General features: G+C 46.9%; 18 protein-coding genes. All 18 read left to right on the forward strand.

The window, feature by feature from the left end; genetic code table 11:
* The first annotated feature begins 3 nt into the window (after positions 1–3).
* Positions 4–1,134, forward strand: a complete 1,131-nt coding sequence (locus AC50Y3_RS08130) for a glycosyltransferase family 4 protein (protein WP_494818273.1) — start codon at positions 4–6, stop codon at positions 1,132–1,134.
* Positions 1,135–1,236: 102 nt separating this feature from the next.
* On the forward strand, positions 1,237–2,550 hold the full coding sequence (locus AC50Y3_RS08135) for a hypothetical protein (RefSeq protein ID WP_494818274.1): 1,314 nt from the start codon (positions 1,237–1,239) through the stop codon (positions 2,548–2,550).
* 67 nt (positions 2,551–2,617) lie between these two features.
* On the forward strand, positions 2,618–3,994 hold the full coding sequence (locus AC50Y3_RS08140) for a sugar phosphate nucleotidyltransferase (protein WP_494818275.1): 1,377 nt from the start codon (positions 2,618–2,620) through the stop codon (positions 3,992–3,994).
* A 194-nt stretch (positions 3,995–4,188) separates the two neighbouring features.
* Positions 4,189–5,142: an LCP family glycopolymer transferase gene (locus AC50Y3_RS08145; RefSeq protein WP_494818276.1), complete on the forward strand. Its 954-nt coding sequence runs from the start codon at positions 4,189–4,191 to the stop codon at positions 5,140–5,142.
* A gap of 135 nt (positions 5,143–5,277) precedes the next feature.
* Complete coding sequence (locus AC50Y3_RS08150) at positions 5,278–5,751, forward strand: Calx-beta domain-containing protein (RefSeq protein WP_494818277.1); 474 nt, start codon at positions 5,278–5,280, stop codon at positions 5,749–5,751.
* Between the two features lie 320 nt (positions 5,752–6,071).
* Positions 6,072–6,851, forward strand: coding sequence for a YveK family protein (locus AC50Y3_RS08155; protein ID WP_494818278.1), 780 nt, complete (start codon positions 6,072–6,074; stop codon positions 6,849–6,851).
* On the forward strand, positions 6,851–7,474 hold the full coding sequence (locus tag AC50Y3_RS08160; RefSeq protein WP_494818279.1) for a sugar transferase: 624 nt from the start codon (positions 6,851–6,853) through the stop codon (positions 7,472–7,474). The genes AC50Y3_RS08155 and AC50Y3_RS08160 overlap by 1 nt, the downstream gene beginning before the upstream one ends.
* Before the next feature lie 35 nt (positions 7,475–7,509).
* Positions 7,510–8,781 (forward strand): oligosaccharide flippase family protein, encoded by a 1,272-nt coding sequence (locus AC50Y3_RS08165; RefSeq protein WP_494818280.1) that lies wholly within the window; start codon positions 7,510–7,512, stop codon positions 8,779–8,781.
* A 16-nt stretch (positions 8,782–8,797) separates the two neighbouring features.
* Positions 8,798–10,084, forward strand: a complete 1,287-nt coding sequence (locus AC50Y3_RS08170; RefSeq protein WP_494818281.1) for an O-antigen ligase family protein — start codon at positions 8,798–8,800, stop codon at positions 10,082–10,084.
* Positions 10,085–10,102: 18 nt separating this feature from the next.
* Positions 10,103–11,017, forward strand: coding sequence for a glycosyltransferase family 2 protein (locus AC50Y3_RS08175; RefSeq protein WP_494818282.1), 915 nt, complete (start codon positions 10,103–10,105; stop codon positions 11,015–11,017).
* A 48-nt stretch (positions 11,018–11,065) separates the two neighbouring features.
* Positions 11,066–12,028 (forward strand): NAD-dependent epimerase/dehydratase family protein, encoded by a 963-nt coding sequence (locus tag AC50Y3_RS08180; RefSeq protein WP_494818283.1) that lies wholly within the window; start codon positions 11,066–11,068, stop codon positions 12,026–12,028.
* A gap of 15 nt (positions 12,029–12,043) precedes the next feature.
* Positions 12,044–13,459, forward strand: a complete 1,416-nt coding sequence (locus AC50Y3_RS08185) for a UDP-glucose dehydrogenase family protein (RefSeq protein WP_494818284.1) — start codon at positions 12,044–12,046, stop codon at positions 13,457–13,459.
* Positions 13,460–13,484: 25 nt separating this feature from the next.
* Positions 13,485–15,080, forward strand: a complete 1,596-nt coding sequence (locus tag AC50Y3_RS08190; RefSeq protein WP_494818285.1) for a N,N-dimethylformamidase beta subunit family domain-containing protein — start codon at positions 13,485–13,487, stop codon at positions 15,078–15,080.
* 22 nt (positions 15,081–15,102) lie between these two features.
* Positions 15,103–16,653 carry a class II glutamine amidotransferase domain-containing protein gene (locus tag AC50Y3_RS08195; RefSeq protein ID WP_494818286.1) on the forward strand — a complete coding sequence of 517 codons (1,551 nt, stop codon included), beginning with the start codon at positions 15,103–15,105 and terminating at the stop codon, positions 16,651–16,653.
* Positions 16,653–17,822 carry a glycosyltransferase family 4 protein gene (locus AC50Y3_RS08200; RefSeq protein ID WP_494818287.1) on the forward strand — a complete coding sequence of 390 codons (1,170 nt, stop codon included), beginning with the start codon at positions 16,653–16,655 and terminating at the stop codon, positions 17,820–17,822. Before AC50Y3_RS08195 ends, AC50Y3_RS08200 begins: the two co-directional genes overlap by 1 nt.
* Complete coding sequence (locus AC50Y3_RS08205; RefSeq protein WP_494818288.1) at positions 17,816–18,382, forward strand: acyltransferase; 567 nt, start codon at positions 17,816–17,818, stop codon at positions 18,380–18,382. Before AC50Y3_RS08200 ends, AC50Y3_RS08205 begins: the two co-directional genes overlap by 7 nt.
* Positions 18,383–18,412: 30 nt before the next feature.
* Positions 18,413–19,489, forward strand: a complete 1,077-nt coding sequence (locus AC50Y3_RS08210; RefSeq protein WP_494818289.1) for an NAD-dependent epimerase/dehydratase family protein — start codon at positions 18,413–18,415, stop codon at positions 19,487–19,489.
* Complete coding sequence (locus AC50Y3_RS08215; RefSeq protein WP_494818290.1) at positions 19,486–20,304, forward strand: WecB/TagA/CpsF family glycosyltransferase; 819 nt, start codon at positions 19,486–19,488, stop codon at positions 20,302–20,304. Before AC50Y3_RS08210 ends, AC50Y3_RS08215 begins: the two co-directional genes overlap by 4 nt.
* Positions 20,305–20,362: the final 58 nt, after the last annotated feature.

Consider the following 20,362-nt stretch of genomic DNA (forward strand, 5'->3'; position numbering starts at 1 on the left):
AACATGAATAATAAATCTGTTCTAATTATTAATTCAGGAAGTTTACCTATCCCCCCAATTTCAGGAGGGGCTGTTCAGCAGGTGCTATATAATATTGCAATGGGGTTAGCGGAGAGGGGCTGGAAAGTGGGAGTACTCTCCTCATTGTTAGATGCTTCTGAAGGTGTTTCATCATATAAACAATCTAGCTTAATTCATTGGTATAAGATTACGGGAAAGGTGAAATCAGGAGGGATAAAAGGGATTATTAATAGTAAGTTGCAAATAAGGAAAAGCCTAAAAAAGGTACCTAATAATGAATATCAAAATGTTATTATTTATGATCCATACATAGCATCTGATGTGAAGAGTTGGAACCCGCAATCTAATGTTATTTGGAGTGTTCACAATGTTAGAAACCGAACACAACCATTAATTATTTTATGGTCTAGACATATTAACGAAATAGTAAGTGTTAGCAGTTTTTTAAAAGAATCTATTAATAAATTATTAACCAAACAAAAAAGAGAGAAGCACACAGTCATTCATAACCCTCTTCCTGAGAAATGGTTTAATGAAGAGTCAAATAATCTTAGAGTACCAAATAGCATATTATTCTGTGGCAGAATAATACCACAGAAAGGATTGGATATTTTGATAAAAGCATTAGAACAACTTCCCATAGAGCTTAAGTTATCAATTAATTTAGGAATAGCTGGGGCAACCCATTTTCAAGGTTCAAATGAAAATCATTATTCAAAAATCGTATATAATTTATTAAAACAAAGTAATCTTAAATATAAATTTTTAGGGTATATAAATAATGCAGATTTGCATCATATATACGATGAATATGAATATGTAGTAATTCCGAGTAATTGGTCCGAGCCAGCAACATTAGTTGCTAGTGAAGCACAATCTAGAGGTTGTAAGGTGATTTCTAGTTCAGCTGGTGGACTTCCTGAGATGGTATCGAAGTTTTGGCATAAATATCAAGTGTCACCGGGATCTGTGAATGAGTTATCAGAGGCATTAGAACGAGCATTAAATTCAGAAAATGATAATTACTCAAAAGAGATTAATTTATGGTTGAAAAGTGAATTTGATATAAATGAGATAATAAGTAAGTGGGAAAAAACAATTCTAGCTCGGTGAGAGGGTACTGCTATGTCTACCTATATAGCTAGTCTAATTACAATGTTATTAAGCGTATGTCTACTTTTTTACATTGGCCGTAAGACAAGAAGTAAAAGTTTAATGAGTATTACATTAGTATTTTTAGCAATTGGAGAGATTTTCGGTGTCTTTGTGAGGGCTTTGATTATTATGACGCATGGGGATTTGGCATTTGGCCCAACGAGTGACTATATGCCAAGTAATAGTTTAATCAATCTTGCATTTTGGTGTATAACAATTTTCAATATATCATTTATTCTTGGAGTGCTAATTGTGTTTGTTGCTCAATTGGCAGTTGAAAAACGGCAATTTAATAAAAAGGAACAGTCTTTAAACGGAAGAGCGATAATCCATCAAAGTGGTTTACTAAAGGTGTTAATTGTTATATCCATTCCTGGAATTTTACTTTTGTTATCCTCAATATTATCAGGTGGTACTTTAGTAACTAATTCAAATCTTGAAGCATCAAGAATTGATGTTTCTGGTGATGGACCTATCATTTTATTAATGGAGATCCCACTGACGTCGTTATTTGTTTGGTTCGCATATAGAAAAGGTGAAATTGGACATTTATGGTTAGTGTTAATGTCTACGTACATAGGAGCAGTTTTACTGACTGGTAATCGTTCCAAGATGGTTACTGCAGTAATTATTTTGGTTGCACTATTTATATTACAAAAAGGGTATAAGGTTTTAATGAGAAAACTACCTCTATTAGTAATTGTCGGCACACTAGTTTTCTACTTGGGCTGGATTATCATTTATGTTAGAGGGAATTTATTGAAAGTGGGAGGAACATTTGGGAATACAGTAAAAGAGGCTATTAGGTTTAATCCTATCGATATATTCAACTTAATTTATAGAAGTTCATTTAATGGATTTGATGGGTTATTGTCAGTGATTAATAACGTTCCCAATAATATGGAATATCAACATGGAAGATTTTGGTATGAATCGTTGACGATAATAATACCACGTGCTATATGGGGTGAAAAATGGGATTTGCCAATGACAAACATATTTACAAACATAATATGGGGTTGGGGGAAAGGTGGAATGTTTGTTACTGGTCCTGGAGTGTTGTTCTTAGATAGTGGTTATATGGGCATTTTATTAAGTGCAATGTTAATAGGTATTATATTATCAATCTTTTTATTAGTTGTTCATCAAAAGGTATTAATTAATATTTGGTTTTCGAATCTTTGTGTAGCAAGTGTAGCATATTTTATGTGTAGATTTACTTTTGCAGGCGGGCCAAATGATGTGGTATTTGCACAAAGATTAATTGTTGAGGGGATACTCATATTGTTTCTAGTAGAAATAGCCCAAAAGAAAAGAAGCTATAGGACAAGGTATTCTTTAACAGAAGTATCTAAAAAAACATTAAAACAATAAGTTTCTAGTATTAGGTGGTTTTTGAACTTCGGAAGTTAAGAAAGATAGATACAAGGAGTTGCAAACCATGAAACTCGTCCTACTATCCGGCGGATCGGGCAAGCGCCTATGGCCATTGTCCAACGATTCAAGATCCAAACAGTTTCTTAAGGTGTTAGAAGGTCCAAGCGATGAATCGGAGTCCATGGTGCAGCGAGTGTGGAGACAACTTCAGTCTGCCGGCCTCGATCGGCATGCGTACATATCAACAAGCACACCACAGGTTGAAGTACTTCAAAGTCAACTGGGAACTCATGTCCCACTCATTGTTGAACCTGAGCGCCGAGATACATTTCCGGCGATCGCACTAGCCGCCACTTACCTGTACTCCGTTCAAGGGGCACGGCTAAGTGAGACGATTGCGGTATTGCCGGTTGATCCTTACGTGGAGTCGGATTTCTTCGTTAAGATCAAACAACTTGATGGAGTACTGGCAGAGTCCGATGCGGATCTTGCGCTGATCGGTGTGAAGCCAACGTATCCATCAGAGAAATATGGTTATATTATGCCAACGGAAACGACCGTTGATTATAGCAAAACAGCTTACCAGACGGTAAGCCGATTTCAAGAGAAACCCCGCGTTGAAGAAGCGGCAGCGATGATTGAACAGGCTGCGCTTTGGAACTGCGGGGTTTTTGCATTCCGGCTTGATTTCATCATTAACTTGCTCCTTGCGATGAATCTCCCGATCCAGTACGACGAAATGCTGAAGCGGTACAGTAAGCTGCCCAAGATCAGCTTCGATTATCAGGTCGTAGAGCGTGCGGCTAAGATCGTTGTTACACCGTATGATGGGGAATGGCGTGATCTCGGCACTTGGAACACGTTAACGGAAGAGATGAGCAGCACCATTGTTGGTAAAGGCATTGTTTCTTCAGACTCCATGAATACACACCTAATCAATGAGCTTGATATCCCTGTGACGATTATCGGACTCTCTAATATCGTTGTGGCCAGCAGCCCGGATGGCATTCTCGTAAGCGAGAAGGCAGCAAGCCCGAGAATTAAGGAAGTACTCGGCAATGATAAGCTGAGCAGGCCCATGTATGAAGAGCGCCGCTGGGGTCATTACCGTGTGGTGGATTATGTGAAATACGCGGAGTCTAATGAAGTACTCACTAAACGCATATGCATTACAGCAGGTCGTAATCTCAGCTACCAATACCACCTGAAGCGCAGTGAGGTATGGACGATCGTTCAAGGGGCAGGGGAGTTTATCCTCAATGAAGTCGCTCAGCTTGTACGTGCAGGCGATGTGCTTATAATTCCTCGCGGCAGCCGTCACAGCATCCGAGCAGCGACAGACCTTGAGCTTATTGAGGTACAGACCGGTTCAGAGCTCGTTGAAGAAGACAATATTCGAATCAGTCTTGTGTGGGAAGAAATTGTAGAGAAGTGTGTCTGAGAGAATTCGGTCTATAGAAGTGCTAATTTTTTTGATTGACATGATACAAATTGTAACGTAAAGTGATAACAAAACAGATACAATTTGTATCTTTTTTTGAATGGTTTTTCGCTTCTGATAAAGATATTTTCAATTAATTCCTACATTATGTATCCAATCAGGCTAGTCGAGATAACGCAAAGGAGTTCTGCGGCATGAAGCGTCCAATGAAACGTATAGTTGTTTGGTCAGGAGCTGTACTAGCGACGATCCTACTGCTTGTTGGTGGGTTCGTCTGGTATCTCTATCACTCTGCCGAGCAAACAGCAGCTAAGATGTACGAGGAGCTGGCACCTGTCAAACCGGTCTATATTAGTAAGGACGTGGAAGTGAAGAAGGTGAAGGTGCCGGAGCCTGTGAAAATGAAAAATCTAGATCCGTTCACGGTGCTCGTTTTAGGTGTCGATGAGCGGAAGAATGATCGCGGGCGCTCCGATACGATGATCTTACTTAGCGTCAATCCGGCGAAGCAGTCTATCCTCATGTTTAATATTCCACGCGATACGCGGACGGACATTGTCGGTCATCATACGGTGGACAAAATCAATCATGCTTACGCGTTCGGCGGCGTGGAAATGTCGATTCAATCCGTAGAGCAGTTCTTGGATTATCCGATCGATTATTATGTCAAAGTAAATATGGAAGGCTTCGCGCGTCTAATCGATCTTATCGGCGGCGTTGAGGTCGATAATCCGTTCGCCTTTGATTATCAAGGGCATAGCTTCCAGAAGGGGCACCTCTCCCTAAACGGGACAGATGCGCTGAAGTATTCCCGCATGCGGTATGATGACCCGCGAGGTGATTTTGGACGCAACACGCGCCAGCGTGACATCTTGCAGGAAGTGATGACGAACGCGATGAACATCTCGAACGTCAAGCATCTGCAGTCGCTGCTGGGCGAGCTTGGCGACAGTGTGAAGACGAACATTACATTCGCGGAAATGAAGACTTTCGTAACCGATTATCGGCCATTAATCCACAAGACGACTACGATCGAAATCAAAGGAAAAGGACAAACGATCAATAAGGTTTGGTATTATATCGTAGATGACCAGGAGCGTTCGCGGATTCATAATGAGCTTGTTGCACATATCAAAAAGGTGTCGTAATACGTCTTAACCCGGATGTCTGCACGCAGGCACCCGGGTTATTTTCTTATGAAAATACAAGAGTTGACAATGATACATTTAGTAACATATAATCGATTTAGTAAACAAAACGTATCATTATGAGGGGGAAAACTCTTGCTTACGAATCGAGTTAACACAGGTAAATCTAAGAAGCTTCGCCGTATCAGCTTTATCCTTTTTATTGTTTTAAGCTTGTTCTTCACACAAAATGCAGTCTTCGCCGGCAGCATCGTTCACCTGAAAATCAACAAAGGTAAAGTGACACTACACAAGGCCACATACACCGTAAATGAAGGACAGAAATTCGCAGCTGTGAGCATCGATCGGGTAGACGGCAAGTTCGGGCCAATATCCATCGATTACTGCCTGTGCGATATCACGGCAACCAAGGATAAGGATTTCTTAGGTCAGCTGGAGACGGTTACGTTCAAGAGCGGCGAAACTCATAAGCAAATTGAGTTAAAGATCGTGGATGACAAATTAGTCGAGGCCAGCGAGACATTCCGCATCCGTCTGAAGAACCCTAAAGGCGGCGTGAAAATCGGCGATATTGGCGAAGCGATTATTGAAATTAAAGATAATGATTAACCCCTGATGAGGGCGATCGCGCAACAGCAACGGCACAGTAGGACAGGCCTTCATTCAAGGATAGGGGAATGGAGGCTTGTCTTTATTTTGTTGAAAGATGCTACATTTTGTATATGAGGAAAGCAATAATATTTTGTGAAAATATACCTCGAATCAGGCGTCGAATTTAGAGATTCTTTAGATGGATATAGTTGTCTAAATCACTTGACATGATACATTTTGTATCGTAAATTAGTTTTATGAGTGATGTTACAAACTGTATACTTTCCGTCAAATTAAGTTAGGTGGTGTTTGTGATCGAAACAGTAAGGAGTTCTAGGGTGCTTGATCTGACAACTGACTTGTATCCTCCACGATCGCTTTCCGCGAAGGATTTGAACCAACTGGACCAGTTGGAGCTGGATGATCTGCCTGCGAAGCAAGAGCTAGGTCGAGCCAAACAAATCGGCTTCTACGAGAAGCTGATCTTCATGCTAAAGCTGTTGAAGAGATGGATCGTGCTGCTCATTCTCTTCCCTTTGCTTTGCGGAGGCGCAGGCTGGGGGTACAGCAACTATTTCGTCGTTCCTACTTATGCAGCAAAGTCCACTTTGCTAGTACAGCCACAAAATATGACCTCCCAGAATATGTACAACAGCATCATGAGTAACCAGCAGCTGATTAAGACCTATGAGGGACTCATTAAAACACGTACGATCGCCATTGACGTATCCCGTCGGCTGGACAATAGCGTGTCTCCAGAGAAGGTGCTCCAGAATTTAACGGTCAAAACATCGAACGTGACCTTTCTTATCACACTGACATTCACCGACACGAACCAGGAGCGGGCAGTCAGAGTCATCAATGAGGTTGCGCGATCGTTCTCCAAGAATGTGAGTGTATTCGTCAACCTAGACAACGTAATGATTGTAGATGAAGCGGTACCGGTTAAGAATGCCGCTCCAGTCAGCCCCAACATTGTATTGAACGTATTACTTGGCGGCGTTTTAGGCTTTCTTGTCTGCCTCGTCCTCATCGTCGCTGTAGAGGCGATCAAAGGGCTGATGAGACTACTGAAGGAAGCGGAACAAAAGATGAAGCTAGAGGAGCGGAGCAGGTAATGAAATCGATGCTGCCGATTACCGGCGAGTCTGAAACGCAGGGGAAATCGACACTATATGAAACGTATTTCAAAGTGGCCATGGATTACTTGATAGCTTCCCTATTGTTCCTGGCGCTGCTGCCTTTTCTGTGCATCATTTATATCTTCATTAAATGGACTTCGCCGGGGTCTCCGATCTTCAAGCAGCCTCGGGTCGGTAAAGACGGCAGGGAGTTCCAAATTTATAAATTTCGGACGATGCACAGCCATGTTCCGAAGGAAGGCTTCTCGCCAACGAGTGACTCCGATCCAAGGGTCACGCCAATCGGGAAGCTGCTGCGCAAGACGAGTTTGGATGAATTGCCGCAGCTGCTCAATATCCTGCGAGGCGAGATGAGCTTCATCGGCCCAAGACCGGAGCAGAAATCCATAGTCGATGCTTATTACACCGAGTATGAGAAGCAGCGATTTCTCGTGAAGCCGGGATTAACCGGACTTTGGCAAATCAGCGAGGATCGCAAGCAACCGATACATTTCAATTTGCATCATGACTTCAGGTATATCAATCAAGTGTCTGTCAAGCTGGATCTGTCGATCCTCTATCAAACCGTGCGAGTAATATTTCGCAGCAATACCCATTAACGGGGAGTAACAACTTTTAGGGAGATGTGGAATAGATGCAGAACCGCTTCCAGGACAGCCAATTGCTTCGGAATACATTATGGATGTTTGCTGGACAGGGTTTTCGAATCGTGCTGCAGGCGGCCTATTTCATTATCATTGCTCGCACACTGGGCGTAAACGGATACGGTATTTTCGTCGGAACCGTTTCACTTGTCGCCATATTGGCCCCTTTCTCAAGTTTAGGACGAGGCGAGCTGCTGGTTATGAATGTGGCTAGAGACCAGAAGGTGTTCCGCACCTACTTAGGCAACGCCATTATGATGACGATCATCTCAGGTGTACTGCTGACCTGCATCGTCTTTATTGCCGCTCGATATGTGCTGCCGGATTCCGTTAATCCGATGCTGATCTTCTGGATTGCGATATCGGATCTGATCATGTACAGGGTGCTTGATATTAGCGGGCAATCCTTTCAGGCGCATCAGAAGCTGAAGCGCACAGCACAAATTCAAGTTACACTTGGCGCATTAAGGTTACTCGGCGCGATTGCGCTCGTGGCTTGGGCACCGGCGAAGACGCCTGAAACATGGGGCTTTCTGTACTTTGTCAGTACGCTGCTCTGTATGCTAATCGCCATAATCATCGTCATTCGTGAACTGGGCGTTCCGAAGGTCGAATTTAGAAAGCTGATCACCGAACTTAAACAGGGCTTCTACTTCTCAATCAGCTTGTCCTCCGTTGTCATTTACAACGATATTAACAAGACGATGCTCGTGCGATTCGGAGATCTGCAGTCAGCCGGTATCTTCTCTGCAGCAAGCCGAATTATGGATGTTACGCTGACGCCGCTTCGTTCCTTGATGAGCGCAACCTATGCAAGGTTCTTTCGAGAAGGGGAGCAAGGAATATCCGGAAGCTTAGCGCTCACAAGGAAGCTGCTGCCCGTTGCCGTAAGCTACAGCGCACTTGCAGGCATTGGCGTTTATTTATTGGCACCTTATTTACCATGGATACTGGGGGACGATTACGTAATGGCGATTGACGCGATTAAGTGGCTCGCGATCATCCCACTATTAAAGAGCATTCAGAGTTTCGCAGCAGATACGCTTACTGGAGCCGGTTATCAAGGGATTCGCTCCAGCATACAGGCTTCGGCCGCTATCCTTAATGTCATCGCGAACCTGATCGTGATTCCGATCTTCCTCTGGCGAGGAACGGTAGTGGTCACGATTGCAACCGAGGTATCGCTCGCGATCTGCTATTGGACCGCGATCTATGTGCTCAATCAAAGAAGTCTGTCTCTAGGCAGCACGGTATCCAAATGAACAGGGGGATAGCGAAGTGAACCATTATGCAGTTCAACTTGGCTTACGGACGTTTGCGCAGCACAGAGCATTCATTACCGGAATGCTGAAAAAGCTGGAATATGGTTACATGATGTTCGCGATCCTCATGTTCACCCAATCCTTCTTCACGCTCCTTCAAGGAAGCGCTGGCGAAGCGATATCAGATGGCAATCCGCTAATTCAGAAGTTGTGGGCCGTGATTTACGCCTTCGCGTTTGTGCTTTGCTGTATAAGATGGAGAGTGCTCTTGGTCGTACTTCGCCAGGATAAGCTGCTCCTCATGCTGACATTCGTTGTCATAAGCTCAGTCGTATGGTCTGCAGCTCCGGATGTAACGCTTCGCAGAGCATTCGCGCTCATTGGAACGAACCTATTCGCGCTTTATATGGCGGTCAACTACAGCTTGAAGCAACAGTTCGTCATGATAAGCCGCGTATTTCTTATCGTCATTGCCTTCAGCTTCCTATTCGGAATCTTCCTTCCTCAATACGGCATCATGACCGATGATCGCGGGGCTGCCTGGCAAGGTGTTCTTGCCCACAAGAATCAGTTAGGAAGAATCATGTGCTTCAGTTCGGTGCTGTTCTTCATCTTTCTTCTTAACAAGGAGAGGAAGAAGATGTGGATCTGGGCCGGTCTAATCGGATCTCTTGGACTCATGCTGCTCTCCACATCCAAGACTGCATTGGTCATCATGCTGGTGCTGGTCATGCTCTTACCATTTCTGCAATCGTTTCGCTGGAATATAAACGTGGCAGTACTCTACTGGATGTTCGGACTCATGCTGGTTGGCGGGGCGGTCGCGCTGATTTTCAGCAATGCAGAGCTCATTCTAACCTTAATGGATCGAGATATTACACTAACCGGACGAACCGAGCTATGGGCGGCCGTATGGGAAATGATTACGAAGCGACCGCTGCTTGGCTATGGCTTCAATGGTTTCTGGCTTGGCCTAGACGGAGAATCAGCCTATGTGTGGCTCGTTACGAAGTGGGATCCGCCGCATTCGCATAATGGATTTCTCGATGTGTGGCTGGATATAGGGGTTATCGGACTGACCTTGGTCCTTCTACATATCATCGTCGGTTTCAAGAAAGCCGTGAGCTACATTCGGCATACCGGCACGATCATCAGCTTCTGCCCGCTTATTTACTTCATGTTCATGTTCTTATACAACCTAACGGAGAACACGATACTTCGGCCGAACAGTTTTTTCTGGGTCATCTATGTCTCAACCAGCCTATCGTTATCCATCGCGTTAAGACGGGTTAAGGCGAAGTGAAGCAGGGGGAGGATGCTTATGTTTGACGTAGCGATATGTATTCTGACTTACAAACGAAATGATGGATTAATGCGCCTCTTCCAGGGATTAAAGCGACAGCATTTCCATCAGGTCCCATTGCCGCAAATCAAAGTGGTCGTGGTGGACAATGATCCTGAGGGTGGGGGCATCGCTTATTTATCGAAGGAGCTAGTGGATTTCCCATGGCCGGTCATCCGTCACGTGGAAAGCGTAAAGGGGATCTCTTATGCCAGAAACACAGCCATGTCATTAGCTTTCGGCGACAGCAAATTTATCGCCTTTATCGATGACGATGAGATGCCGGAACCGGGCTGGCTTGATGAGCTGCTGCATGTGCAGCGGCGATTTCAAGCGGATGTAGTCGCAGGTCCGGTGTTGCCGGAGTTTCCGGCGAATGCACCCAAATGGAGCAAGGAAGGCGGGTTCTATGATCGGGAGCGATTCCCGACAGGACAGGAGCTTCCCTTCACCGCATCGGGTAATGTGCTGATCCGTTCGAGCATTTTGAGAAATCTGCCCCAGTGGTTTGACGGACGGTTCGCACTGACCGGCGGTGAAGATACCCATTTTTTCATGCGGCTGCGCAAAGCAGGTCATCGGATCGTATGGGCTGACGAGGCTGTTGCATATGAGCCGGTTTCCCCGAACAGACTTCAAATCAGCTGGCTCATGCGGCGATCCTATCGGACCGGTATTACATATGTGCAGTGCGAAAGGGAAATCATCGGCAGCCCTAAGGTTACGGTGCTTCGACTGTGCAAAGGGATTTTCCGGATTATGCAGGGCATCGTTCGAATACCGGCTGCACTCATTGGAGGCAGCATTGCGTTAACGAAATCCTTATTGCTCATCAGCCAAGGAGTCGGCATGCTGGCAGGAATGGGCGGTTTGCGATATCAGGAGTACAGATAGCTGGGGCAAATACAGCTAGGTGTAAATAAATATTTCGGAGGGGTTACGATGAATGTTGTTATTTCAGGCGCTGCCGGGTTTCTTGGCTCGCATTTAGCCAAGGAGCTGCTCGATAAAGGGAATCGGGTCATCGGTATTGATAACCTGTCGACAGGAAGAATGACGAACCTCAAGGCCTGCTTGCAATACGACGCATTCTCCTTCCTCGAAGTTGATGTAACGGATAACCAAATTGTAGAGCTGCTGGAGCGGGAAATCGAAGAGATTCATGCCATCTATCACCTGGCCTCGCCGGCTTCGCCAAAGTTCTATCAAAGCGCGCCTTTCGAGACTATCGATGTCAACACAATCGGGACGCGTCATATGCTGGAGCTTGCAAGACGCAAGTCAGCCAAGCTGGTTTATGCGAGCACAAGCGAGGCTTACGGCGACCCGGAGCAGCATCCGCAAAAAGAAACTTACAACGGCAATGTGAATACCTGGGGGCCAAGAGCTTGTTACGATGAAGCGAAGCGACTGGGTGAAGTCATGTGCTACGAATATTATTCGAGGTACGGTGTGGATGTGAAGGTAGCGCGGATTTTCAACACCTACTCTGCAGGGCTGCGCAACGATGATGGAAGGGTCATTTCGAATTTCGTCAATCAAGCGTTGACTGGCAGTGAAATTACGGTGTACGGCGATGGCTCGCAGACAAGATCGTTCTGCTATGTAGATGACAACATACGAGGACTGCAGCTCATGATGGAGCACGATGGGGCTACAGGGCAAATTATCAATATCGGCAATCCGGTTGAATATTCCATCCTCGAGGTAGCGCATCTTGTGAAGGAATTGACGGGATCGGAGAGCGTCATCGTTCACCATCCGCTGCCGGAGCATGATCCTAAAGTGCGCAGACCGGTCATCGATAAAGCGAATCAAATACTAGGCTGGCAACCGGCTGTCAGTCTGAAAGAAGGTCTACTTCGCACGATAGAAGTCTATCGCTCAAATCTCATCTTACAATAGAGAGGGAGAATGTAAATGAATATAGTATGTATCGGATCTGGATATGTAGGTAGTGTTACGGGAGCTGCATTCGCGGCTGTAGGCCACAAAACAACCGTTATCGATATCAATGAGCAGAAGGTAGCGATGATGAATGCAGGACAGAGCCCGATATACGAGCCGGGTTTAACAGATCTCCTTCATTACTGTGTCGGGAGAACTTTGGTTGCTACCACTTCCTATGAAGCGATCCGAACCGCGGATGTGATTTTCATAGGCGTTGGGACGCCATCTAAGCCGGATGGCAGCGTAGACCTCTCTTATATCAAGTCGGCTGCCTCGAATATAGGGAAGCAGCTGAACCGGGATCGCTTTAGCGTAATCGTCAATAAATCCACCGTTCCGGTTGGAACAGCTGACCTCGTCTCTTCGATAATTGCGCATGATTCGGGTCTGGTTGCCGAGCAGAACTTCACGGTCATCAGTAATCCGGAATTTCTAAGAGAAGGATATGCGCTTGAAGATGTGTTCTTCCCGGATCGCATCGTTATCGGCACGAATCATCCAGTGGCCAGAGAGCGAATGCGCCAGCTCTATCATTCCATTCTTACGAGAGAAAGCTATGACAAAATCAAGAGCCACTTTAGCTTCCACTATAAGCCAGATGCGCCTCGCGCGAAGTATTTTGAGACGGACACGAAGAGCGCAGAGATGATCAAATATGCAGCCAACGCCTTCCTCGCTGTGAAAATCAGCTACATCAACGAGGTTGCCCGCTTATGCGAGGCATTGGGAGCGAATGTACCGGATGTCTCCAAGGGAATGGGGATGGATACCCGGATCGGGGATCGGTTCCTGGAAGTATCCAGCGGATGGAGCGGCAGCTGCTTTCCGAAGGATACGGCAGAATTTCTACATACGAGCCAACAGTACGGCAGCGAGCTGAGCATCGTGAAGACGGCGATGCAGTCGAATGAGCGGATGCATACTTTTGTCGTCGAGAAGATTCAGCGCCAGCTCAAGACGCTTCACGGGAAAACAGTCTGTATTCTGGGACTTACCTTTAAACCGAATACAGATGATGCCCGCAAGACGCAAGCTTCCTTCATCATTGCGAGATTGATCGAGCTTGGCGCACATGTGAAGGTGCACGATCCGCAAGGGATGGAGATGTTCAAATCACTGAACAGCACATTATCGGTGGAATTCAGCCGCTCGGCATACGAAGCGGTGGAAGATACGGATATGGTCGTACTTCTGACGCATTGGGATGAATATCAAGCGCTTGATTGGACGAAAGTGGCGAAGCGCATGAGACAGCCGGTTATGCTCGATACCCGCAATGTGCTGAACCAAAGCGAGCTGCAGCGCATCGGCTTCCACTATGAAGGCTTAGGCTTGCTTAAGGAACAGGAAATGATCAATAAGGAACGCAAGAAGCTCATCATCTAATTTGGCAGTCATATAGGAGGGCAGTATGACAAACAAGAAATTCGATAAAGACCAACCTTATACGCGCAGAGATTTTATAAAATTAATGGCAGGTGTCGGAGGAGGTGCCCTCCTAGGCTTGACGGGATTGAACTATGTAATCGCCCATGCGAATAAATTTCTGGACGATGGCGGACCTTCAGCTCCCAAGCAAGCTCCTACTGAACCTGCTAACACCTTAATCAGTGAAGAGAATAAGAAGCCGGGCACCAGTGCCTGGAAATTCACGAAGGCTGCATTAGGCGAGATACAAGGGTATGTTTCGGCGACAAGCGTCGCCGCAGGAGAAACGATCGCTTACATGATCAGCACCAAGAAAGCCGGAACGCTCTATCAATTGCAGACGTTCAGGCTAGGGTATTACCAGGGCAAGGGAGGCCGGCTAGTTCATGAGGCCAAAGGGCTCAAAGGTATGGCACAGGGCTGGTGGTCCAGTAAGGCGGGAAGAAACGGACTGCCGGAGCCTCACGCGGTCACGAAACTGCTCGATTTGAATTGGAACGCTTCGTATCAATGGACCGTCCCAGCAGATGCAGTATCCGGCTACTATCTGACGAAGCTGACAGATGCCGCAGGCTTTGAAACCTATGTCCCTTTCATCGTTCGAGATGATAAGAAGGCGCATGATCTCATGGTGCAAGCATCTGTCTCAACGTGGCATGCCTACAGTGCCTGGGGCGGACACGGGTATTATGGACATTATGACAACGAGACGCATGAGTATAAGGATCATGATGTGGATCCGAAGAACAATGCGGTGTCGATCTCTTACAATCGGCCTTATGAACAGGATAACGGAGCCGGGGACTTATTCATCGAATTCCCGACGGTCTATTGGATGGAATCACAGGGGTATGACATTGGTTACGTAACGAACATCGATACCCATTTGTCGCGCGTGAAGTGGAAGCCGAAAGCTTTTCTGTCTATAGGGCATGACGAATATTACTCTAGACCCATGCGCGAATATTTGGAAGAATTTAGAGATAATGGTGTACATATGGCTTTTCTGGGGGCTAATTCGATTTACTGGCAAAGCAGGTACGAGGATTCTCCAAGTCTATTATCTACACAGGAGCCGCGGATTCAAACCTGCTATAAGTATCGTGCCAATGAAGACACGATCTCGAACCGTAAGCTGCTTACAACGACATGGGAGGCAGTGGATGAACCAGAGAACCTGATTATCGGGCAGAACTGGGGATCTGTGGTTAAAGAATCTCAGGATTGGGTCGTCAGTAATCCGGAGCATTGGCTGTTTAACGGCCTGCGGGTTAAGAAGGGCGATAAGGTACCTAAGCTGATTGGCTGGGAGTTCGATGGCGTCGCCGATCATTTGTTTACACCGCCAAACCTTGAAATTATATCTTCATCCAAAGTCGTAAATTTGATCGATAAGACGTACGAAGCCAACAGCACCATATATGAGCATTGGAGTAAGTCGATCATATTCAGCTCCGGAACGATTTACTGGGGATTCGGCTTAGCGAATCCAGCAAATGATCCAAGAGGGACTGTAAGTCCAATTGTGCAAGGTGTAACTAAGAATCTGCTGGATCGTTATGTCGGTTTATCAGTTTAATTCATTCAAGGGGGATAAGACGGTGGAGCAGCTTATGGAGGAACAATTATTATATCGCAGACAATTTATTATGGGCCCGCGGCCGGTAGTGCTTTCGGGATGGAAGTCTGTAGAGATCGATGGGGGCTGCTATGCATCCGTCCATCCGGATTTGCAATTTGAGCAGACGAAGCTGAAGAATGGCGTTCAGCTGACGCTGCTTGGTTACATAATTGATCCTTACCATCCAAATGAAACGAACAAGAGCATCTTGGCAAGGCTGCAAGAAAATCTTTCTTCCTTCGAAGAACTGACAAGGCGCAGTGAGCCTTACGGCGGCCGGTGGATTCTTATTCATAAAGATAACTGCGGTATCCGATTATTCCACGATCCGTGCGGATTAAGGCAGATCCATTACGTGGAGACGGAAGAAGGGCTCTGGTGCGCATCGCAAGCGAATCGCTTGGCGGAAATGCTGCAGATTCCGGAAGATACCTGTGATCAAATGAAGCAGTTCATGGATTCTCCTCAATTCGCGTCCGAGGAATGCGCATGGCCCGGCGAAGGTTCGCCTTACAAGGGCATTCGCCATCTGCTCCCTAACCATTATTTGGACCTAAACCGGGTAACGACGCATCGTTACTGGCCGTATCAAGCGCTTCAGCCGTTGTCGATTAAGGAAGCGGTAGCTGAAGCATCGGTGCTTCTCAGAGGTGCGATTGAAGGGATGGCCAAACGGAAGAAGATCATGATCCCCGTCACTGCCGGCTGGGAAAGCAGATCATTGCTCGCAGCCAGTAAGAACGTCAAGCAGTCGGTCTACTACTATATCGGCAAGCATTCGAATTTATCCGCAGAGAGCGTGGACGTCAAAGTGCCTTCCAGACTCTTGAAGAAGCTCGGCTTGGAGTATCATGTCGATGAGTGCACGGAAGAGATGGATGAGAACTTCAAGAGCATCTACAACAAGAATGTCACGATGGCGCGTCATCTGCCTAAATCCTTGATTATCTACCGCCATTACAAATACTTGCAGGATCGCATTAACATTTGCGGCATTTGCAGCGAGATCGCGAAGAAATGTGTGTACACCCATCATGCTGCCAAGAATGTGACACCTGAGTTGCTGGCAAAAGTATTCAAATTTAAGAAGCTGGAATACCCAACTGCCATCTATGCCAAGTGGCTGGAGCAATCTGAGGGTATTGCGAAGCGCTCCAAAATCGACATTTTCGATCTCTTTTATTGGGAAATGCGGATGGGAAATTGGGGGGCGATGTACGCGGCAGAGCAAGATATCGCTGTTGATGAATTTTGCCCCTTCAATAACCGCAAGCTGCTGACCGTGCTGCTCTCCGTGCCGGAGAAATATCGGGTTCCGCCTAACTTCAAGCTGTACCGCGAAATCGTGAAGTCACTGTGGGGGCAAGCGCTGCAAGAGCCGGTGAACCCGCCGACACTTCGCACCTACGTGCGCAGAATTTACCGCAGTGTCAGACGCAAAGCCCAGTATATGATGACGCTAAAGCTGAAGAAGCCTAATTATCGTGATGCGCAGTTGGCGATGCAAACAGCCGGAAGGAATGAAAGCTGATGCAAGACACCAAATATCAAGTTGCGATTGTATACAAGAATCTGCCGCAATACCGGCGCAAGTTCTTTGAACTGCTTAGGGAAAGGCTGATTCGTAACGGAGTCGAGCTGAATCTGATCTACGGTCAGCCCGGCAAGAAGGATGCGGCGAAGAAAGATACGGTTGAGCTGGCTTGGGCTCACAAGATTATGAACCGTATCATTCGTATCGGCGGCCGCGAGCTGTATTGGCAGCCTTGTGTGAAGCATTTGAGAAATGCGGACATGGTTATCGTAGAGCAAGCAAGTAAACTGCTCGTCAACTACTACTTGTTTGCGACACACGTCATGGGGAAGCGTAAGATGGCTTTCTGGGGACATGGTAAAAACTTTCAAGGCCATACCGCAAGCTCGTTTGGGGAGAAATTGAAGAAATTTCTCTCCAAGCGCGTGCACTGGTGGTTCTCCTACAACAGAACCAGCGCGGATGTCGTTCGTGATATCGGCTTTCCGAATGATCGGATAACCATTGTGCAAAATGCCATTGATACGAAGCAATTGACGGATGTCAATGCAACGCTAAAATATTCAGAGTTAGAACAGCTGAAGCGTGATATGGGCATCGCAAGCAATCAGATCTGCATCTATGCCGGCGGCATGTATGAAGAGAAGCGGCTTCCGTTTCTTATAGAAGCATGCCTGAATGTCCGCAAGCAAGTGCCCGATTTCCATATGATATTTATCGGAGCGGGTGCAGAAGATGGCCTGGTGAAGGAAGCAGCCAAGAAATACGAGTGGATCCATTATGTCGGGCCCAAGTTTGATGCGGATAAAGTACCGTACTTCGCGATCTCGAAGCTGTTCTTAATGCCGGGGCTCGTCGGACTCGCCGTCCTCGATACCTTCGCGCTAGGCGTACCGATTGTTACCACGGATTTGCCGTACCATAGTCCGGAAATTGAGTACTTGGTCGATGGCTACAACGGTATTATCTGTAAGGATTCCGAGAATGTCGCGGAGTACTCGGAGAAGGTTGTAGCACTGCTGCACAATGACAAGGCGTACACTTCGCTTGTAAAAGGCTGCTTAGAGACAGGCAATGTGTACACCGTTGAGGAAATGGCGGATCGGTTCGCAGAGGGAGTGCTGCAAGCGCTCGGCGAACGGACGGCAGAGGCTGCAGTATGTTAACCTTCCCCGGGAAAAAATGGATTCAGAAATGGTTGTTCCGTTATGCGGTACGCTCCGGCGTTGAACTCGGGAAGGATGTCCATATCGGTCTCGGTTCCACGCTCTGGGCACCTAATCGTCTTCGGATCGGAGACAACGTCTACATTGGCAAGCGATGCACGCTCGAGTGTGACGGCAGCATTGGACATAATGTCATGATCGCCAATCAAGTTGGCATCATCGGCCGATATGATCATGATTACGCCGTCGTCGGGCGTGCGATTAGGCAGGCGCCGTGGATTGGCGAGAAGGCATATGACGGGCCTGGAAAAGGCATTCAAATTACGATCGGCGATGATGTGTGGATTGGGTTCGGCGCGATTCTGCTCTCCGGCGTCGTGATCGGAAGAGGCGCGATCGTGGCAGCGGGATCCGTTGTGACGAAGGATGTTGAGCCTTACTCCATCGTAGCCGGCAATCCGGCACGGAAGATTACGCAGCGATTCTCTGAGGATGCAATCGCGAAGCACGAGCAAGTGCTGTACGGTCGGGAAGTCACATTTGCCGTAAACAAAGGCTAGCCAACTATAAGCAGGGAAGAGGTATTCCATATGTCCATAGTAGTGATTACAGGGTCTGCAGGTTTAATAGGCTCGGAAGCTGTTGAATTCTATGCAGGCCTCGGCTATAAGGTCGTCGGGATCGACAATAATATGAGGCAAACCTTCTTTGGTGAAGAAGGCTCTACGCACTGGAACCGTCAACGTCTGGAGCGCGCTTTCGGCAGCAAATACGAGCATCATGACATCGACATTCGGAGCTTTGATGCGGTCTGCAGCATTTTCAAGCAATACGGCTCTGACATCTCCCTCATTATCCATACAGCGGCACAGCCTTCCCACGATTGGGCTGCAAGGGATCCCCTTATGGATTTCGGCGTGAATGCGAACGGAACCTTGCATATGCTTGAAGCGATGCGTCAGCATTGCCCGGAAGCCGTATTTATCTTTACGTCCACCAATAAGGTATATGGCGACAGCCCTAATCGCCTGCCACTCGTCGAGAAGGAAACGCGCTACGAGATTGAGGACGGTCATGCCTATATAGATGGCATTGCAGAGGATCTGAGCGTCGATCAAAACATGCATTCGTTATTCGGTGCTTCCAAGCTGTCCGCGGATATTCTTGTTCAAGAATACGGTAGATATTTCAACTTCAAGACGGTATGTTTCCGTGGCGGAGTGCTTAGCGGACCTCGCCAATCCGGCGTACAGCTGCATGGCTTTATTAACTACTTGATGAAGTGCGCAATGACGGAGACGCCTTACACGATTTTTGGTTACAAAGGCAAACAAGTTCGCGATGTCATTCATTGCAATGATGTAATCGCGGCATTCCATACATTCTTCTCCAACCCTCGTAGAGGGGGAGAGGTATATAATCTGGGCGGAGGGCGTGCCTCCAATATTTCGATGCTGGAAGCCATTGCTCATGCAGAGCAGTTGACTGGGAATAAAATGAATGTTACCTATTCGGATGAATCCCGCGCAGGCGACCATATTTGGTATGTTAGCGGGCTAAACAAATTCCGGTCGCACTATCCGCAATGGGATATTCGTATTGACGTGAAAGCGATTATGGAAGAGATCGTGCTTGCGAATCAAGAGCGATGGAGTGTGGCGAAATGAAAGATTCGTCCATTAACGAAGGGAAACATTCAATCCTTGGCGTCAATATAGCAGCGGTTAATTATACCTTCGCCGTGCAAGAGATTGTGAAGCACGCTAAACTTGGCCGAGCATTCGGTGTATCTGCATTAGCGGTACACGGCGTTATGACCGGGTTTCTGGACAGAATGCATCTGCGCCGGCTCAACGGACTGGATCTGGTCGTTCCTGACGGCCAGCCTGTTCGATGGGGGCTAAGGCTGGCTCACGGCATCAAGCTGCCCGATCGAGTGTACGGCCCGGAGCTGACGCTGCGTACAGCGGAAGCAGCAGCCAAACATGGTTTGCCTATTTACTTGTATGGCAGCAAGCTTGAGACGATCAATCTGTTCGAAGAGGCGTTGAAGCGCAAGTATCCCGGCATCCGTATTGCAGGCAAAGAGCCTTCCAAATTTCGCCGGCTAACGTCTCAGGAGAAACAAGAGGTTACCCAGCGAATTCGGAATAGCGGCGCGAAGATGGTGTTTGTCGGTTTGGGCTGTCCTCGGCAAGAGGTATGGGTTTATGAATATAAGCAAGTACTCTCAATGCCGCTGCTCGCAGTTGGGGCCGCATTCGATTTCCATGCAGGCATTCTTCCACAAGCGCCTCCTTGGATGCAAAAGCGCGGATTGGAATGGGTATTCCGTCTTATCCAAGAGCCGAAGCGTCTTTGGAGAAGATATTTGTATTTGAATCCCCTGTACAGTATGAATTTGTTAGCGCAAGTTCTGCGCATTCGCAAAATGCCTGTTTTAATGCCGAATTTAAAAGAAAAAGAAGAATCATACGGTTGATGGTTACGCTTCGGAACACTTCTGCCATACAGAAAGACTACATTCTCCTCGAAGGAGA

Source organism: Paenibacillus sp. J22R98 (assembly GCF_059383835.1).

What these genes read in the sequence shown, in the direction of transcription:
- AC50Y3_RS08185 (WP_494818284.1), top strand. Translation starts at nt 12,044, where the DNA reads ATGAATATAGTATGTATCGGATCTGGATATGTAGGTAGTGTTACGGGA.
- AC50Y3_RS08160 (WP_494818279.1), top strand. Translation starts at nt 6,851, where the DNA reads ATGAAATCGATGCTGCCGATTACCGGCGAGTCTGAAACGCAGGGGAAA.
- AC50Y3_RS08210 (WP_494818289.1), top strand. Translation starts at nt 18,413, where the DNA reads ATGTCCATAGTAGTGATTACAGGGTCTGCAGGTTTAATAGGCTCGGAA.
- AC50Y3_RS08175 (WP_494818282.1), top strand. Translation starts at nt 10,103, where the DNA reads ATGTTTGACGTAGCGATATGTATTCTGACTTACAAACGAAATGATGGA.
- AC50Y3_RS08165 (WP_494818280.1), top strand. Translation starts at nt 7,510, where the DNA reads ATGCAGAACCGCTTCCAGGACAGCCAATTGCTTCGGAATACATTATGG.
- AC50Y3_RS08145 (WP_494818276.1), top strand. Translation starts at nt 4,189, where the DNA reads ATGAAGCGTCCAATGAAACGTATAGTTGTTTGGTCAGGAGCTGTACTA.
- AC50Y3_RS08140 (WP_494818275.1), top strand. Translation starts at nt 2,618, where the DNA reads ATGAAACTCGTCCTACTATCCGGCGGATCGGGCAAGCGCCTATGGCCA.
- AC50Y3_RS08135 (WP_494818274.1), top strand. Translation starts at nt 1,237, where the DNA reads ATGAGTATTACATTAGTATTTTTAGCAATTGGAGAGATTTTCGGTGTC.
- AC50Y3_RS08130 (WP_494818273.1), top strand. Translation starts at nt 4, where the DNA reads ATGAATAATAAATCTGTTCTAATTATTAATTCAGGAAGTTTACCTATC.
- AC50Y3_RS08180 (WP_494818283.1), top strand. Translation starts at nt 11,066, where the DNA reads ATGAATGTTGTTATTTCAGGCGCTGCCGGGTTTCTTGGCTCGCATTTA.
- AC50Y3_RS08190 (WP_494818285.1), top strand. Translation starts at nt 13,485, where the DNA reads ATGACAAACAAGAAATTCGATAAAGACCAACCTTATACGCGCAGAGAT.
- AC50Y3_RS08205 (WP_494818288.1), top strand. Translation starts at nt 17,816, where the DNA reads ATGTTAACCTTCCCCGGGAAAAAATGGATTCAGAAATGGTTGTTCCGT.
- AC50Y3_RS08200 (WP_494818287.1), top strand. Translation starts at nt 16,653, where the DNA reads ATGCAAGACACCAAATATCAAGTTGCGATTGTATACAAGAATCTGCCG.
- AC50Y3_RS08215 (WP_494818290.1), top strand. Translation starts at nt 19,486, where the DNA reads ATGAAAGATTCGTCCATTAACGAAGGGAAACATTCAATCCTTGGCGTC.